The following is a 16,126-nucleotide window of genomic DNA, read 5'->3' on the forward strand; positions in this document are numbered from 1 at the left end:
TGGGTCAATCCGCATGAAACTGGCAACTTTCTCTTCTGACGGCCAAATGCTCTGGGGCGCGGTCGCGGACGATGGCGTGATCGCGCTGTCGCCCGACTTCCCGCAGTGGAAGACATTGCGCCAGGTGATCGAGGCCGATGCGCTCGGGACTGTGCTGGCGGCCGCCGAAGGACGTTCCCCGACCCATAAGAACGGGGCATTCCGTTGGGAGATACCTATTCCCGATCCGGAGAAAATCATCTGCGTCGGCGTGAACTTCCCCGATCGCAACGCCGAGTACAAGGACGGGCAGGAAGCCCCGCCCAACATGAGCCTGTTCATCCGGTTTCCGCGGTCCTTCGTGGGCCATGAGACGCCTCTGACCCGTCCGCCGGAAACGCCGCAACTCGACTACGAGGGCGAGATCGCCATCGTCATCGGCAAAGGCGGCCGCCGCATTGCGGAACGCAGCGCCCTCTCCCACATCGCGGCGCTGACGCTGTGCAACGAGGGGACGTTGCGGGACTGGGTGCGGCACGCGAAGTTTAATGTCACACAGGGCAAGAACTGGGATGGTTCGGGGGCCATGGGGCCCTGGCTTGTCCCGTATCGCGGACCGGACCAGATTGCCGATATTCAGCTGCAGACCCGGGTCAACGGCGAGCTGCGCCAGGACGACCGCACCGGCCGCATGCTCTTTCCCGTGGCCCGGCAAATCGCCTATATATCGACCTTCACGACACTGGTTCCCGGCGACATAATCGTCACCGGCACGCCAACCGGTGCCGGCGCACGCTTCGATCCGCCCCGATATCTCATTCCAGGCGATACTGTCGAAGTGGCGGCGCAGGGCATTGGCGTGCTGCGCAATGGAGTGGTTGACGAATGACACCGGATGCTATCGAGGACGCTGCGGCGAAACTGCTGAAGGCGGAAAAGGCCGGCGAGCAATGCGGCCTGCTCAGTCTTGCCCATCCGGGCATGACGCTCGACGATGCCTACGCGGTGCAAGCGGCGCTCATCGCGCGCAAGAAAGCCGAAGGCCGCAAGGGCATCGGCTGGAAAATCGGCCTCACGTCGCGCGCCATGCAGCAGGCACTGAATATCGAAACACCGGATTCCGGCGTCCTCCTCGACGACATGCTGTTTGCCGACGGCACCACCATTCCCGCCGGGCGCTTCATTCAGCCGCGTATCGAGGCGGAGATTGCCTTCATCATGAAGCAGCCGCTGAAGGGCGAACAGGTGACCCGTGACGACGTTGTTGCGGCAACAGAACATGTCGCCCCGTCGATCGAGATTCTCGACACCCGCATCCAGCGCGCGGATCCGGTTACCGGCAAGGCCCGCCTGATCACCGACACGGTCTCCGACAACGCGGCCAACGCCGGCATCGTGCTCGGTGCGCAGCGTCACGCCGTCGATGCATTCGATCTGCGCCGGGTCGGTGCGATCGTCAAGCGGAACGGCGTGGTCGAGGAAACCGGTCTGGGAGCCGGCGTGCTGGACGATCCGGTGGCAGGAATCTTGTGGCTGGTGCGCCGCCTTGCGCGCTATGGTGCTGGCATTGCCGCCGGCGAGATCGTGCTGTCCGGCTCCTTCGTCAGGCCGGTCGAAGCGCCGGCCGGAGCTGAGTTCGAGGCCGATTTCGGGCCGTTCGGCTCCGTCAAAGTGACTTTTGGATAGGATTTTCATGCCCGCGCCGGAAAACACCCTCAAGAAACGCCTTCAATCCGGCGAAACCTGCATCGGTTGCTGGATCGGACTGGCGGATCCCTACCTGGCGGAGATTTCCGCTACCGCCGAATTCGATTGGCTGCTGATCGATGGTGAGCATGCGCCGAACGACCTGCGGTCGCTGTCGGCACAGCTGGCGGCGATCGAGGGCAAGGGCCCCTCCCCGGTTGTCCGCCTTCCCGACGACGACCCGGTCAAGATCAAGCAGGTCCTCGACATCGGCGCCCAGACCCTGCTCGTCCCGATGGTGGAAACTGCCGCACAGGCCGATCGGACCTTCCGGGCAATGCAGTATCCGCCGATCGGTTTCCGCGGTGTCGGCGCCGCCCTGGCACGGGCATCCCGCTTTGCCGCCATTCCCGATTACCTGACGTCGGCGGGCGGCGAGCTTTGCCTGCTGGTCCAGGTGGAAAACCGCGCCGGTCTCCATGCGCTTGACGATATACTGGCCGTCGACGGTGTCGATGGCGTGTTCATCGGTCCCTCGGACCTTGCCGCCGACATGGGGCATATCGGCAAACCGAACGAGGCGGAAGTCAAGGAGGCCGTAGTCGGCGCCCTTCAGCGCATCCGCGCGGCCGGCAAGATCGCAGGCGTGCTTTCGACCGATCCGGACTATATCGACGATTGCCGAAAGGCCGGCGCGAATTTCCTCGGCGTGGGAATAGACGTGACGACCTTCGCCGGTGCCATGCGCGCCCTGGCGCGCAAGTATCGCTGAGGCCATGGGCGCGCCGCCTCTCGGTCAGACGGGTGGTTCCATTGCCGGTGCGGGCACAAGCACGTCGAGCCTCGTCAGTGCGATCCGGTCGGGGCGATCAGGATATTGAGAAGCACTTGCCGCTTGTCTTCCGTCGCCACGCGAATTGCACGTTCCAGTGCTGAGGGCAGCGCGTCGCCGGTGGTCACGGTTTCCGTGTAGGCCCGGCTGGCCTCAGCCGTCCTGGTGAAATCCGGGCTCGGCTGCAGGCGCGTCATGGGCACGTCGTTCGATGTCGAGGTGAGCCCTCCCTTGTAGAGCCCGGCGACGGATGTCCGCACCGCACCCCATTCTTCATTGTTGAGCACCAGGGTGATGACCGGCAGTTCCATCGCCTCGGCGATCATATGGCACGCGGTCGGATTGGCGAACATGTAGCTGCCATCGCCCATCGTGGCAAAAACCAGCCGGTCGCGTTCCGCCAGCTGAGCCCCGAGCGCCGCAGGCAGGCCCCAGCCGAGGCCGCCGGAATGGGGCTCCTTGAAGAAGCTGTTGTGATCCTCGAGATCCAGCGGGCCGAGCGGCAGGCCGAGTTCATGGAAGATCGTCGCCTTCCTGCCCTTGATGGCGCGGCCGACGCACAGGCTGACCCATTCCTTGCTCATCGGGCCGCCGGCGCCCTTCTCGGCCTCGGCGATGACGGCCTTGCGGTTCGTCTCGGCCAGCGAGGCGATCCGGGCACGACGGGCGGCGATGGCCTGCGCATCGCGGGGCAGCTTCTCCATCGCCGCCATGAGCATCCCCAGAGCCTGCGCCGTCTCCCCTGCGAGGGTCACGTCGGCGTTGAAGTTGCGAACGGGCGTGCGGGTGAACAGCGGGTCGGGACCCAGATGGATAACCTTGACGTCGTCCCGCAGGCTGACCTTGTCCGGCCACCACGGCGCCAGCGAATTGACCACCAGCACAACATCGGCCTCGGCCAGCAGCTCTTCCGGCTGTTCGCCGATCTGCATCGGATGAGCGAGCGGGAGCGAGAGCTGGTTCGCCCAGTAGTGACTGACCGGCAGGGCCCAGTCGTCGACGAACCGGCCGAAGGCCTCGAACGTCCCACGGGATCCGGTGCCGCGCTGGCTGATGATGAGCGGCGACTTCGCCGCCGCCAGCAGGTCAGCGGCGCGGGCAAGGGATTGCGGCTCCGGCGCCGTGACGACCGGGGCCATCGAGGAAGGCGTATCCAGTCCCTTCGGCGGTGTCCGTTCGCACAGCACCTCGCGCGGCAGGCTGAGATAGACCGGTCCCTTGGGCGTGGAGTTCGCGATCGCCCAGGCCCGGTCGAACAACTCGGCCACTTGCTCTGGAAAGCGCAACTCGTAGTCCCACTTGCACGCCTCGCGAACCAGCGCTGCCTGGTCGAACATCTCCTGGCCCCAGCCGATCGGCACGGTGCGGGCACCGAACCTGCCCTTTTCCGTGACCGGGGTACGGCCGGAAAGCAGCATCACCGGAACATGGTCGCAGGAGGCGTTGATCGCCCCGATCGCGCCATTTGCGAGACCGACATTCGTATGCAGCATGACCGACTGCATGCGACCGGAAATCTGATAGTACCCATGGGCCATTGCGACGGCCGCGCCTTCATGTGGGCATGTCACCGGTACGGGCAAATCGATCTTCTCGCGCCGCGCTTCGATGAGGCCCTCGATGATGGGCGGGAAGTCGGTGCCCGAATTGGCAAAAACGTAGTCTACGCCGAGGGCCTTCAGCTTGCCGAAGATTGCTCCGCCCGCGGTGATGCTTTCGACCTGATCCTTCGACACGGCTCACCTCGACATGTTGTCCGCGCTTTTGCGGAGCCGCGCACCTGATCCCGTGACCACCGGCAACGCTCCCTGCAACGGTATGTTTCCTGATCAATTGATGTCAATATGATATATTTGAATCTCAATATATGAGATAGACTGTGCAAGAGAGCGCCGTGCCGGGATTTCTGCCGGGACAGGCATCAAGGAAGAGGCGAGCCGCTGAAAAAGGAAACCGGCACGGATGGCCACTCCCCGCAACAATTCGATCGTCAAGGGTTTCGACATATTGGCACTGATTACGCCGGAGCGGGCGGAGATATCCGCGCGCACGGTCGTTGCCGAGCTGGACATGAACCTTGCGACAGCGCACAGGCTGCTGACGACGCTCGCAGCGGTGGGGGCGCTGGTGTCCTACAGGCGCGGCATCTACTGCCTCGGTCCGCGCATCGAGGAACTCGGGCGCGTGGAGCAGGAGACAAATCCCTTGTCGGAGGTCGTCCGGCCGATCATCGCAAGCGCGAGCCATGATCTGAGTGAAGCCGTCATGGCAAGCCGGCTGACCCGGGGTGGCCCGATCTGCATGGCCGTTGCGCGGTCAAACCGGCCGATCAGTGTCGAGATCAAGGTCGGCACGATCTTCCTGCTGCATTGCTCCGCCCAGGGAAAGCTCTGGCTCGCCAGCCTGTCCCGACCCGAGCGCGATGCACGCCTCGGGATCTATCGCCTGACGGAAATGAGCAGCCGGACGATTGTTGACCGTGATGCGTTCGAGGCAGAACTGGAGAGGATCCGCGACCAGGGTTTCGCGCTCAACCGGGGGGAGAACGAGCCGGACATCGGCGCCGTTGCCGTTCCGGTGATGTCCGAGGACAATGAAATCATCCTCACCCTGTCCGTATTCGGCCTGCTCAGCCGGTTCGATGAAAGGTTCATCGAACTTGCGGTCCAGCGGCTGGGACGCGCCGCCCATGAAGTGCGTAAACGGCGCCTGTGACGCGGGCGCAGACCGCGCTCAATTTGCGGCGACGGAATTTCCGCCGGCAGCATCGATGATGGCTCTTGCCATGTGGAGATCCTGAAGGGAAATGCCCGAGCTGTCGAAGACGGTGATCTCGTCCCCGTTCTGCCGGCCGGAGGCGGCTCCCGACAGCACCGCGCCGATGGCGGTAAGGGTCGTGCCGGGCTGCGCGTGCTGGAACTCGCCGATATTGGCGGATTGGTCCGGCAGATCGCAGAAGAGCCGTGCGCGGGGGAAGAGGCTTGGCGGCAGCTCCTGCTTGCCCTGCGAATCCGACCCCATGGAGGAAACGTGCGTGCCCGGCCGCACCCAATCTGCGTCGAACAGGGGCGCCGTGGACGTGGTCGCCGTGACGACGATATCGGCGGCGCGGACGGCGGCTTCGGGCTCGGCGGTGTCGGCGGGCAGGCCACTGGCGCGCAGCTTCTCGACGAACGCCGCGGCACGGGAGGGGTCTCGGCCGACCACCAGCACGCGGGAAAGGGCTCGGATGCGGGCGATCGCCTCGGCCTCGTATGCGGCCTGATGGCCGGTCCCGAACAGCGCCAGGACCTCGGCCTCCGGACGTGCCAGGGCGTCGGTCGCCACGGCATCCGCCGCGGCCGTGCGGTAGCAGTTGACGACCGACCCCTCCACCAACGCGCCGATCCGTCCCGATGCCTGGTCGATCAGCAAGATCGTCGAGGCGTGGCGCGGCAGGCCGCGAGCATCGTTGCTTGGGAAATAGGCCCCGACCTTGAGCCCCGCGAGTTCCGCCCCGGCGGCCGATTTGATCGTGAACCGGTTCTGCGGATCGCTGGCATGGGCGATGACCACCGGAAAGCTCGCTGCGGCGGGGTCGACGGCCGCAATGAAGGCCTGCCGCACCGCATTGAAGGCGAGTTCTGGGGTGACGAGCCCGGAGGACTGCGTCTCGGTAATCAGGATCATCGCTGTCTCCTTACCAGCCGCCGAAGCGGTGCCAGGTGTTCATGGGTCCGCCGTTGGCAGGCAGCACATTGTATCGATCATGTTGCGCGGCGGTTGCGCAGGCGTGGTTGGGCAGGATGCGCAGATGCGTTCCCAGAGGTAGGTCCGGCATTGGGCCGGCCGCGCCGGGGCGCAACGAGACGATCCCGTGTTCCTGATTGGCCGTGCTGACGATCAGGTCGCGCATCACCCGCCCCTCCGCATCGCAGACGACGCCGTAGCCCAGATCCACATCCTGGGCCGCCGTGCCCCGGTCGCGTGACATCGCCATCCAGCCAGCATCGATCATCACCCAGCCCTTGGCCGGCTGGTGCCCGATGACCGTGGTCAGGACCGTGAGGGCTATGTCGTCCATGCCGCAGACGTCGATACCCGCCATCACGAGGTCGAAGAACATGTAGACGCCGGCGCGCAGTTCGGTGACGCCCGACAGATCGCGCGCGGCATGGGCGGTCGGCGTCGATCCGACGCTGACCACCGGGCAGGGCAGCCCCGCATCCCGCAGCGCGTCTGCCGCCCTGACGGCCGCGCTGCGTTCACGTTCGGCGAAGTCGGCATGGGCGGCGTTGCCGCGTACCATGTAGCTTTCGCCCGCATGGGTCATCACGCCGCGCAGATTGTCGCCGGCATGCAGGACGCGCCCGATCTCGACCAGCGCCGGGTCGTCCGGAAGAAGGCCGCCGCGGTGGCCGTCGCTATCGATCTCGATCAGCGCCGGTACGCCCGCCTCGGCGACCGCCTGCGCCTGGGCGGGGCTGTCGAGGATCACCACTAGGTCGCACCCCTGCTCGCGCAGCGCCTGCACGCGCGCCAGCTTTTGCGGGGCGATCCCTACGGCATAGAGGATGTCCGTGTGGCCGGCGGCATGGAACGCCTCGGCTTCGGCCAGGGTGGAAACGGTGATCGGCCTGGCCTCGCCCCCGGTCAGGCGCCGCGCGATCTCTACGGACTTTGCGGTCTTCAGATGCGGCCTCAACGTGACGCCGAGTGTCTTTGCCCGCTCCGCCAGTCGTTCGATGTTGCGCGTCATCCTGGCTTCGTCAAGCAGGAGAGCGGGTGTCTGCAGGTCTTGAAGGCTGGTCTGGCCGGACGGCATCGGGCGATCCTTTCGTTTGAATGACCACTTCATACCAACCACGTGATTTAGAGTATATTCACGCGAAACGAATCTCGTATTAAGTTGAAGCTTAATGATCGATATCGCTGACCTTCGCTTCCTGACGGCGCTGTCCTCCGCGCCAAGTCTCGCCGCCGCGGCGCGCAGCCTGAACGTCACTCCCCCGGCGGTTTCGCAACGGCTGGCCCAGATCGAGGACCGGCTGCACCTGCGGCTGATCGAACGCGGGCGCGGTCCGCTACGCCTCACCGCGGAAGGGGCGTACCTTATCGAACGGGCCAGTGGCATTCTCGGCGAACTGGAGACGCTGGCGGATGAGATGGCCGCACGTGCGGGACGGATCGAGGGACCGCTGCAGGTTATCGCTCCCTTCGGTTTCGGGCGGCTCCGCGTGGCGCCGATCCTTTCGCGTTTCGCCGGCGAGAACCCCGAGCTTCGCCCTTCGCTCGTCCTCAGCGAAGACCCGCTGGGAGCCATGCGGGCCGGACCCTGGGACGTGATGATCCATGTTGGACGATTGCCCGACCTGAGGATCACGCAGCGCAAGCTGGCGCCGAACCGCCGATACCTGGTGGCGGCGCCGAGTTATGCCGCGCGCTTCGGATTGCCTCGGGACCCCGGGGAGATTGCGGGCCATCGGGTGGGCGTGGTGCGCGAGGACAGGGCCGACGCTACGCTCTGGCCGCTGACCGGCCCGGACGGCGGCGAGACGAGCCTGCGCGTCCATCCCGTCTATGCCTGCAATGACGGCGAGGTAGTCAGGGCATGGGCGCTCGACGGCTACGGCATCGTGGAGCGATCCGAATGGAGCGTCTCTCAGGACTTGCAGGACGGCCGGCTGATCCGGGTCCTGCCCGACTGGTCCCTGCCCGATGCCGATATCGTGGCACTGCTGAACCCCCGCGCCGTCCGCGCGGCCCGTGTCGACGCATTCGTGGATCGGCTCGCGGCGGAGATCACGAGCGCCGGCGCATGAAGTATCCAGGAGCAACTGAAGACCAACACGCAAAGGCGGCCTCCGCCCGCTACCTCAATTCACCTCGCGAAAACTCCGCCCCAATCCATCCAGAAACGGCTGCAGCAGATACGTCGCGAAGGTGCGCGCTTCGCCCTTGATGTAGATCTCCCCGTTCATGCCCGGCTGCAGCGACAGGCCCGTTTGACGCAACGCGTTTTCGTCCAGAAGCGCGCGGACTTCGAAGAACCGTTCGCCGGTCGCCTCGTTGCGGCTCGCATCGGCGGCGACATAGGTGATCCAGGCCGGGAGCGCGTCGTAGAGGCGCGGGTTGAGGGCGCTGATCTTGATGTCCGCTTGCTGGCCCGGGAATACACCGGTGATCTTGTCAAGGGGAACCTCTGCTCTGGCTTCCAGTGGGGCATCGGCCGGGACGATCTCGCCGATGGCTTCCGCCGGGCCCACGACGCCGCCGACCGTTGCCGTGGAAAGATGGACGAGATAGCCGCGCACGGGCGCGCGCAGGGCGGTCTGAGTGCGGGCCTGCTCCGCAGCGGTCAGTTCATCGCTTATCTGCTCGATTTCCGCCAGAACCTCTGTCAGTTCCCTCGAAGTCTCGCGCCCGTCGAGCAGCCTGACGCCGTCCATCTCCGCCTGGGTTTCGCCGATACCGCTTTCCGTGGCGGCCACTTCGGCCTTGAGGTTCGACAGGTCGCTCCGGGCTTCCAGAAGCCGCAGTTCCAGATCCCAGACCTGCTGCTGAGCCATGTAGCCCATGTCGGCGAGGGACTTTCCCTTGGCAAGCTTTTCGCTCAGGATCGCGATTCTGCTGTTCGGCGTTGCCGGTCTGATTGTTCAGCATCGACAGGCGGCGGCGCTGGCCGGTGAGGCGTTCCTGGAGGCCGCGCAGTTCGGCTGCGATCGCCTGCCGACCCTTTGTGAGCTGCCGCAATTGCTCGGAATTCAGTTTCTGCTCGATCGGCAGGCCGCCGCCGGCCAGGATAGGCAAGGCACTGCCGCCGCTGCCGCGCAGGACCAGGCCGGGGGTGGCCTGGGACGTGCTCCCCTCGTCAGCATGTGTTTTTTGCGCTTCGAGGCGCGTCCGCAGGGCGTTCAGTTCGGCGTAGCGGGCGCGCAGTTTCGTCAGCCGGGCCTGGTCCGTTGCCGGATCGAGCGTCAGGATCGGGCTGCCTTTTTCGACCAGGTCGCCTTCACGGGCGTGAACCGCGATCACCACACCGCCACTGAGGTGCTGGAGCTTGTGATTGCGGGCGCTGGAGACGAGCGAGGCTGGCGCGATGACCGCGGAACCGAGCGGCACGAGAACCGCCCACAGGACGAAGACGGCCAGTCCCGCAAGTACCAGCCTGCCTGCCTTTCCCGTCACCTTTCCAGGCGCGATCTCGACATTTTCGAACGGGTCCGCATCAGTGCCGGCATGGAACGTCATCAGGCGGCCCCGGATTTCGTTACCCCGGCCGGAACGGCAAAGCGTGCCGGATGGGTCGTCCTGCGAGGCCTCGCAGTCTCCGGCAGAGCCGAGGCAACGATCCGGCCGTTTTCGATCGTCACGGCCCGGTCAACGATGCGGGACAGCATTGGGGACCGGTTGACGAGGATGATGGCCGCCTGCTCGCGCTTCGCGTCCGCCAGCATGTTGAGCAGGGCGCCTTCGGATTTCTGATCGAGGAACAGCGCAGGCTGATCGAGCAGCAGCACCCTCGGCCGGCCGTAGAACGCGCGGGCGAGTGCGATCTGCTTGCGGCCGCCGGCGGGCAGCAGATCGAACGAATTGGAAATCACGGTCTGATAGCCCTGCGGCAGCTTCAGCACCAGTTCATGCACACCGAGCGCCTTGGTGACGCGGTAGACCTCGTCAAGTTCGGCGGCCGGGTCGAACCGGCTGATATTCTGTGCGATGGTGCCCGACAGCAGCCCCGTCTCCTCGCCGCAATACCCGATCACCTGTCCCCACTGGCCCTGGGGCCAGCGATCGCGTAGAGCACCGTCCAGCAACAGCTCTCCCGCCTCCGGCGACCTTGCGCCGGCGAGGATGGACATCAGAACCGATTTGCCCGCCCCCGGCGCACCCTCCAGCAACACCACTTCTCCGGGCCGTACGTCGAGCGAAGCTCCGGCAAGGACGGGCCTGCCGCCAAGGCCGCTGAAGACCAGATTGCGCGCACGCAAATGTCCTTCTGGCTGCGGCAGGTCCGGCCGCCTTTGCAGGCCCTTGTCCGGTCCCGTCAGGTCCTCGATGTTGTTGAAGGCCTCGAGCGACCTCAGGATATTCTCCCAGCCGCCGATGATCTGCTCGAGCGGCGCCAGGGCACGGCCGGAGATCATCGAGGCAAGGAAGATCATGCCGCCCGACATGTTGCCGCCGAGAACGAGCCAGGCGCCCCACGCCATGGTGATCACCTGGATCGCCTGGCGGATGGCGCGGCTTGCGGCGTAAAGCGTGGAGGAAACCGTCGCGGCCTCCTCGCCGGCGACGAGCACTTCGGCCATTTTCCGCCCCCAGGCGGTCAGAAGATGCGGCACCATGCCGAAAGCCCGAACTTCCGTGCTTCTGGAATAGACGCTTTGCGCGAAGCCCGCCGCCTCGTTGTCCATGGCACGGCTATGCTCGCGGCTGGCCTCGGTCCATTTGAAATTGAAATATCCGGCCGCCGCCATGGCGCCCAGACCCGCCACCGTCAACAGGCAGATCGACGGATGCACGAAGAGAAGCAGGGCGAGGTAAAACGGCACGAATGGAAGATCGAAAAACGAGACGAACCCCCGGGAAGAGAGAAACTGGCGCGCCATCGCAAAATCGCGGATATAGGCGGCGGACCGGTCCATGGCGGCGGGCTGTCCGAGGCGCGCAAAGAGCTTGCGCGACACCCCGATCGCATAGACGGCCGACAGCCTTTGCGCCACACGCCCCCGAACGGTTTCACCTACTGCGTAGACGCAAAGGGCGAAGAGGACGATGGCCGTGATCGCCACCAGTGTTCCGCCGGACCCGGATGTCAGGACCCGGTCATAGACCTGCATCATGTGGAACGAGGGTGCGAGCAACGTCACGTTGACGAGAACGGAATAGAGAAACAGCGCGCGGACGTGCGCCGCCCCGTTCCGACGAAGAAAACCGGCAAGATGTTGTAGCGTGATACTCTGCCCAGCACCCGCCGGCTTCTTCTGCAATGTCGGAGCTCCAGGAATTATCGGTGAACCACAGTGGCATTTCCCCCGTTAAACCGGGGTTAAGCCACTCTATTTTCAGCGGAATTGACATTCCTTAGGTGGAGATGGGGCGCGCTGCTCAACCTCAGGGTTCCGTGCCCCGGATCAGGCGGCGCCCGCCAGATCGTCGCTCGCCACCCACTGATCATCGCCGCCGAACCAGACGCCGTCGATGTCCTTCAGGACATCCTGACCGTATTCCACGTGCGAGGCGGTGAGCGTGCCGTCCGCATTGGCGGTGAACGCATAGTCCGCGCGGTTGCCGTCGAGGTTCACCTGATTGTAGGCGCCGCCGCCGTCATAGACGTCATCGCCCGCACCGCCGTGGAAGACATCGACACCGGCTCCGCCGCGGAACTCGTCGTTACCGGCGGTTCCTTCGAAATAGCCGCCATTGTCACCGGCCTCGATGACGTTGACGCCGTCAGGGACCGGCGACGGCGCCAGGTCATCCATGGCGTACCACCTGGCTTCGCCGGCAAACCACACACCGTCGATGTTCTTCATGAGATCCGTGCCGTGGGCCGGATGTTCGAAACTCACCGTGCCGTCGTCGTTGCGGCTGATCGTGTAGTCGTGCCGGGCACCGTCGAGATCCACCTGGTTGTAGCTGCCGCCGGCACCGTCATAGACGTCGTCGCCTTCGCCGCCACGGAAGATGTCGATGCCCTCCCCGCCGCGGAAGTCGTCATCGCCCCGCGTGCCGTTGAAATAGCCGCCGCTGTCTCCGGCGTCGACAATGTTGATACCTGCCGGGATCGGCTCCCGAGCGAGATCCTCAAGCGCGTACCACTTGGCCTCGTCCCTGAACCAGATGCCGTCGATGTTCTTCAGAAGGTCGGTGCCGTGGACCGGGTGTTCGAAGCTTACCGTGCCGTCTGCGTTGCGGGTGATCCGGTAGTCCTCCCGGTAGCCGTCGAAATCCACCTGATTGTAGCCGCCGGCACCATCGTAGGTGTCGTCGCCCCCACCGCCATGGAAAGTATCCGTGCCGGCTCCGCCGCGGAACTCGTCGTTGTCCGTGGTTCCGGTGAAATAGCCCCCGTTATCTCCGGTCTCGATAATGTTTACGGCCGGCGCCTCGATGTTGGTGATAGCGACATTGCGCACCATGCCGCGCAACTCCGCATCCGCTGCCCAGTTGGACCTGCCGACGAGGTTGCTGTCGCGCGTCACATCGGCCGGTACGACGCCCTGCCCTTCGGCAACCAGCGTACCGTTCTTGTAGAGCTGCATCAGTCCGTCCGCATTGACACTGACCTTCCAGGTTGCGGCTTCGCCCTCGGTGATCGCGTCGGCAGCAGTGATCCGATGCTTGGTGCCGTCCCGAATGATTTCGAAGGCCATATCATCGGATTTACCGTCCTGGCCGAGCCAGATATTGTCCTTTCCCGCGCCATTGCCGAAGTCGAAGACGCGCTGATAGGCACCGGCATCCAGGTCGTCGTAGCGGGCCTCGACCGTCAGCTCGAACGGACCGTCGATCTGCTCGTCTTCGACGGTGCCGACCTCGAGGGTGGCTTTATTGTCGATGACCAGGTTGCGCACCATGCCGCGCAGGTCCGCGTCCCCCGCCCAGTTGGAGCTGCCAACCAGGTTGCGGCTCCGCTCGACATCGGCGGGCACGACACCCTGCCCTTCGGCAACCAGCGTGCCGTTCTTGTAGAGCTGCATCAGTCCGTCCGCATCGACGCTGACCTTCCAGGTGGCGGCTTCGCCTTCGGTGATCGCGTCGGCGGCGGTGATCCGATGCTTCTTGCCCTCGCGGATGATTTCGAACGCCATATCGCCGGTCGTTCCAAACTGGCCGAGCCAGATATTGTCCTTGCCCGCGCCGTTGCCGAAGTCGACGACACGCTGATAGGCGCCGGCATCCAGATCGTCAAAGCGGGCCTCGACCGTCAGCTCGAATGGGCCGTCGATCTGCTCGTCTTCGATATCGTGAATCCCGGTATCATTGTCGATCGCAAGGTTGCGCACCATTCCGCGCAGCCAGCTGTCGGCCGCCCAGTTCGAGCTTCCGACAAAATTATTGATGCGCTCCACATCGGCCGGCACGATGCCCTGACCCTCGGCAATCAACGCGCCGTTCTTGTAGAGCTGCATGAGGCCGTTTGCATCGACACTGACCTTCCAGGTGGCGATTTCACCCTCGGTGATAGCATCGGCGACGGTAATGCGGTGCTTCTTGCCCTCGCGGATGATTTCGAACGCCATATCGCCGGTCGTTCCGAGCTGGCCGAGCCAGATATTGTCCTTTCCCGCGCCATTGCCGAAGTCGAAGACGCGCTGATAGGCGCCGGCATCCAGGTCGTCGTAGCGGGCCTCGACCGTCAGCTGAAACGCACCGTCGATCTGTTCGTTTTCAATATTGTAGACCGGCGTCGACGCTTCCAGCGCAGGCGTATCGACGAGCGGCGCCATGTCGACGCCCATCAGGCTGGCGGTGGAGGGAACCCCTTGTCCGTCAACGGTCGTCAGCATCCAGAGACCGGGCACCATGACATTCGCGCCGGGGGTGTTCACTTCGATGGTGTTTGCGTCAACCACCTCAAAATCGAGCTTCAGGAACCGGCCGTCACTGTTGCGCGCATGGGTCATTGCGCCGGACTTGGTGGCACTGACGAATTCCATCGCCGAGGCGTCGTCCACCCGGATGCGGAACGTCGCTCCGCTGTCGATGTTTTTCGGCGCTTCCAGGATCTCCGGCCGTTCCGCCAGTTCACCGTCAGGACCGTAGAGATAGGCCGGGGCGAAGACTTCGGCGTTGAGGTTCGTCAGCGGGCCGGGTGCGCCGCCGCCGCCGGAAAACACCGTGCCGTCGGGAAGGATCAGCGCCGAGGAGTGGTAGAGCCGCGCCAGGGCCTCATCGGCCTGCTGGACGACGTCGTTGGTCTGCGGATCCCAGATGGCGACACTGTAGACGGCCTGGTTGATGTCGTTGCCCTGGTCGCCGCCGCCGGATCCGCCGGTGATGGCAACGCGGCCATCGGGCAGGATTGTCAGGCCGGCATTCGTGCGGGCGTTTTCAATGTCCGCCGTGCGCGTGAACTGGGGAACGTCTTGCGACAGGTCACCCACCCAGATGCCGCCGTCATCGCCCAGGATCATGACCTTGTCCTGGTCGAACATGATCGAGGAATTGAGCTTGTAGGCATCGAAGGGCAGCTGGCCGATCTTTTCGGCCGATCCGGCGCCATCGGTCGTCAGGCGGTAGATGGCGTTGCCATGTGCCTCGATGACGATGACGTCGCCGGACGAGTCCACCCAGGCGTGAGGATACCACCACGAGCCGTCGAGACTGGATCCGGCACCGATCAGATCGGGCATCTCCGCGCCGGTCAGCTGCCGGAAGCCGGTTTCGGCATTGTAGACTTCGGGGATCGTCGCGCCCCGGTAATTCTCATCCCGTCCGCCGAGGACAAGAATATCGCCGTTCGGCAGCGTGAGTTCCGTGCCATACCACCGGGCCTGGGCCATATCGCCCTGTTCGGCCTCGCGGATGGTCTGAGTGCGGTAATCGAAGACAACGACATCATCGAGGCCCGCCAGCGCCTTGCTTGTTCCGTTAGCATCCCCACCCATGATGATGACGTTGCCGGTCTTTGGATCGATCGCCATGTTCGAGCAGAAGATGTTGGTGCCCGTGGTATTCGGCAGAACCCTGTGCACGTTGGCGACCGGGTCCCAGAGGTCATAGATGAACTGACCGCCCTGCATGCCCTTTTCGTCGGTTCCGAAGGAGAGAACATTTCCGTCGGGCAGGACGATGGAATGAAGGGGAATGATCGGCCAGCTGAGAATATCGCTCCACTCGCCATCCTTTTCGACATCCTTCGATCCCGCAACGATCATCCTTTGAGCCCTCGATTGAATTGAATGAGGTGCAGGGAAATCGCAGAAAAGCGGAGCTAACTCAATATATTCCCACGTATATACTTAATACTATTAAAATCACGATCGAAGTTTAACCGTTCGTTAATTATGGTATACGCTTGAGTTCTACCTAAGGTCTAGGATCAAGTCACCAAAGGTAGACGAATACAACGTGAAACGATCTACGGTTTGTCTGGAGGTCATGGAAGGCGGTTCCGCGCCGTGTCGAGGATCCGGGGCCAGTGGCGTAGCGCGTTTCGGCTTTGATCCCGGCAATTGTCCCGGAAGACAATCCCGTCAAATGGACTTCAAGAAAATGGCCACCTCATGGGAGGTGGCCAGTTGGGTGTGGGAGGAACACCTGGTTTGTTCTGGGTCTTGCTGACCGGCCCCGGCTAAATCCGAGGCGAGATGCTCGAAGGACTGCTCAGGAGTCGGCTGAAGTCCGCTCATGACGAGCTGGCTCAAGTGTTTGATCGGTATCCTACCCTGTTGCGTTGCCGGTCGTACGACTGGAACCACCTGCGCCTGCACACTGTTTATGCAAGAAATTGCATTCAAATAGCCTTCTCAGGAAACAATCTTTGGCGCTCAATATCAAGCAAAAGCCCTTGAATATCGTTCGCCAAACATCGTATAGCTGCGCCAGAAAAGCAAAGCGAAGGTCGGTTATGCAAGAAATTGCACAAACAGAAATTACGAGATCGCGCAAGACGCTCCGCCCTGGCGACAGCCTCACGGA

General features: G+C 63.9%; 11 protein-coding genes. 5 read left to right on the plus strand and 6 right to left on the minus strand.

Annotated elements, in window-relative coordinates:
* Positions 1 to 13 precede the first annotated feature (13 nt).
* From ON753_RS01570 to ON753_RS01580, 3 genes are read left to right on the plus strand one after another with little or no spacing between them, the layout of a single operon-like run.
* On the plus strand, positions 14 to 868 hold the full coding sequence (locus tag ON753_RS01570) for a fumarylacetoacetate hydrolase family protein (RefSeq protein WP_265960797.1): 855 nt from the start codon (positions 14 to 16) through the stop codon (positions 866 to 868).
* Complete coding sequence (gene hpaH / locus ON753_RS01575; protein ID WP_265960798.1) at positions 865 to 1,665, plus strand: 2-oxo-hept-4-ene-1,7-dioate hydratase; 801 nt, start codon at positions 865 to 867, stop codon at positions 1,663 to 1,665. The genes ON753_RS01570 and hpaH overlap by 4 nt, the downstream gene beginning before the upstream one ends.
* A gap of 7 nt (positions 1,666 to 1,672) precedes the next feature.
* The gene (locus ON753_RS01580; RefSeq protein ID WP_265960799.1) at positions 1,673 to 2,437 is read left to right on the plus strand and encodes an HpcH/HpaI aldolase/citrate lyase family protein; all 765 of its coding nucleotides are present in this window, start codon (positions 1,673 to 1,675) and stop codon (positions 2,435 to 2,437) included.
* A gap of 74 nt (positions 2,438 to 2,511) precedes the next feature.
* Here ON753_RS01580 and ON753_RS01585 read toward each other — a convergent pair whose 3' ends face one another.
* On the minus strand, positions 2,512 to 4,233 hold the full coding sequence (locus tag ON753_RS01585) for a thiamine pyrophosphate-requiring protein (protein ID WP_265960800.1): 1,722 nt from the start codon (positions 4,231 to 4,233) through the stop codon (positions 2,512 to 2,514).
* A 226-nt stretch (positions 4,234 to 4,459) separates the two neighbouring features.
* Here ON753_RS01585 and ON753_RS01590 point away from each other — a divergent pair, with 226 nt between their 5' ends.
* Complete coding sequence (locus tag ON753_RS01590) at positions 4,460 to 5,212, plus strand: IclR family transcriptional regulator (RefSeq protein ID WP_265960801.1); 753 nt, start codon at positions 4,460 to 4,462, stop codon at positions 5,210 to 5,212.
* 18 nt (positions 5,213 to 5,230) lie between these two features.
* Here the strand turns inward: ON753_RS01590 and ON753_RS01595 are convergent, their stop codons facing one another.
* Positions 5,231 to 6,166 (minus strand): ornithine cyclodeaminase family protein, encoded by a 936-nt coding sequence (locus ON753_RS01595; protein WP_265960802.1) that lies wholly within the window; start codon positions 6,164 to 6,166, stop codon positions 5,231 to 5,233.
* A gap of 10 nt (positions 6,167 to 6,176) precedes the next feature.
* Positions 6,177 to 7,301: a DSD1 family PLP-dependent enzyme gene (locus ON753_RS01600; protein ID WP_265960803.1), complete on the minus strand. Its 1,125-nt coding sequence runs from the start codon at positions 7,299 to 7,301 to the stop codon at positions 6,177 to 6,179.
* A 94-nt stretch (positions 7,302 to 7,395) separates the two neighbouring features.
* Between ON753_RS01600 and ON753_RS01605 the strand changes: the two genes are divergently transcribed.
* The gene (locus tag ON753_RS01605) at positions 7,396 to 8,298 is read left to right on the plus strand and encodes a LysR family transcriptional regulator (protein ID WP_265960804.1); all 903 of its coding nucleotides are present in this window, start codon (positions 7,396 to 7,398) and stop codon (positions 8,296 to 8,298) included.
* Positions 8,299 to 8,352: 54 nt separating this feature from the next.
* Here the strand turns inward: ON753_RS01605 and ON753_RS01610 are convergent, their stop codons facing one another.
* The 3 genes from ON753_RS01610 to ON753_RS01620 all read right to left on the minus strand — a co-directional run bounded on the left by ON753_RS01610 (position 8,353) and on the right by ON753_RS01620 (position 15,363).
* A complete protein-coding gene (locus ON753_RS01610; RefSeq protein WP_470424745.1) occupies positions 8,353 to 9,129 on the minus strand; it encodes a beta-barrel domain-containing protein in 777 nt (258 codons plus the stop codon).
* 597 nt (positions 9,130 to 9,726) lie between these two features.
* Positions 9,727 to 11,469, minus strand: coding sequence for an ATP-binding cassette domain-containing protein (locus ON753_RS01615; RefSeq protein ID WP_265960806.1), 1,743 nt, complete (start codon positions 11,467 to 11,469; stop codon positions 9,727 to 9,729).
* A 144-nt stretch (positions 11,470 to 11,613) separates the two neighbouring features.
* Positions 11,614 to 15,363 carry a LamG-like jellyroll fold domain-containing protein gene (locus tag ON753_RS01620; protein WP_265960807.1) on the minus strand — a complete coding sequence of 1,250 codons (3,750 nt, stop codon included), beginning with the start codon at positions 15,361 to 15,363 and terminating at the stop codon, positions 11,614 to 11,616.
* Between the last annotated feature and the right edge of the window lie 763 nt (positions 15,364 to 16,126).

This window comes from Roseibium salinum (assembly GCF_026240905.1).
GTDB lineage: Bacteria > Pseudomonadota > Alphaproteobacteria > Rhizobiales > Stappiaceae > Roseibium > Roseibium salinum.

Excerpts from the sequence above, each read along its gene's own strand:
- ON753_RS01570 (WP_265960797.1), top strand. The coding sequence starts at position 14 with ATGAAACTGGCAACTTTCTCTTCTGACGGCCAAATGCTCTGGGGCGCG.
- hpaH (WP_265960798.1), top strand. The coding sequence starts at position 865 with ATGACACCGGATGCTATCGAGGACGCTGCGGCGAAACTGCTGAAGGCG.
- ON753_RS01580 (WP_265960799.1), top strand. The coding sequence starts at position 1,673 with ATGCCCGCGCCGGAAAACACCCTCAAGAAACGCCTTCAATCCGGCGAA.
- ON753_RS01590 (WP_265960801.1), top strand. The coding sequence starts at position 4,460 with ATGGCCACTCCCCGCAACAATTCGATCGTCAAGGGTTTCGACATATTG.
- ON753_RS01595 (WP_265960802.1), bottom strand. The coding sequence starts at position 6,166 with ATGATCCTGATTACCGAGACGCAGTCCTCCGGGCTCGTCACCCCAGAA.
- ON753_RS01600 (WP_265960803.1), bottom strand. The coding sequence starts at position 7,301 with ATGCCGTCCGGCCAGACCAGCCTTCAAGACCTGCAGACACCCGCTCTC.
- ON753_RS01605 (WP_265960804.1), top strand. The coding sequence starts at position 7,396 with ATGATCGATATCGCTGACCTTCGCTTCCTGACGGCGCTGTCCTCCGCG.
- ON753_RS01620 (WP_265960807.1), bottom strand. The coding sequence starts at position 15,363 with ATGATCGTTGCGGGATCGAAGGATGTCGAAAAGGATGGCGAGTGGAGC.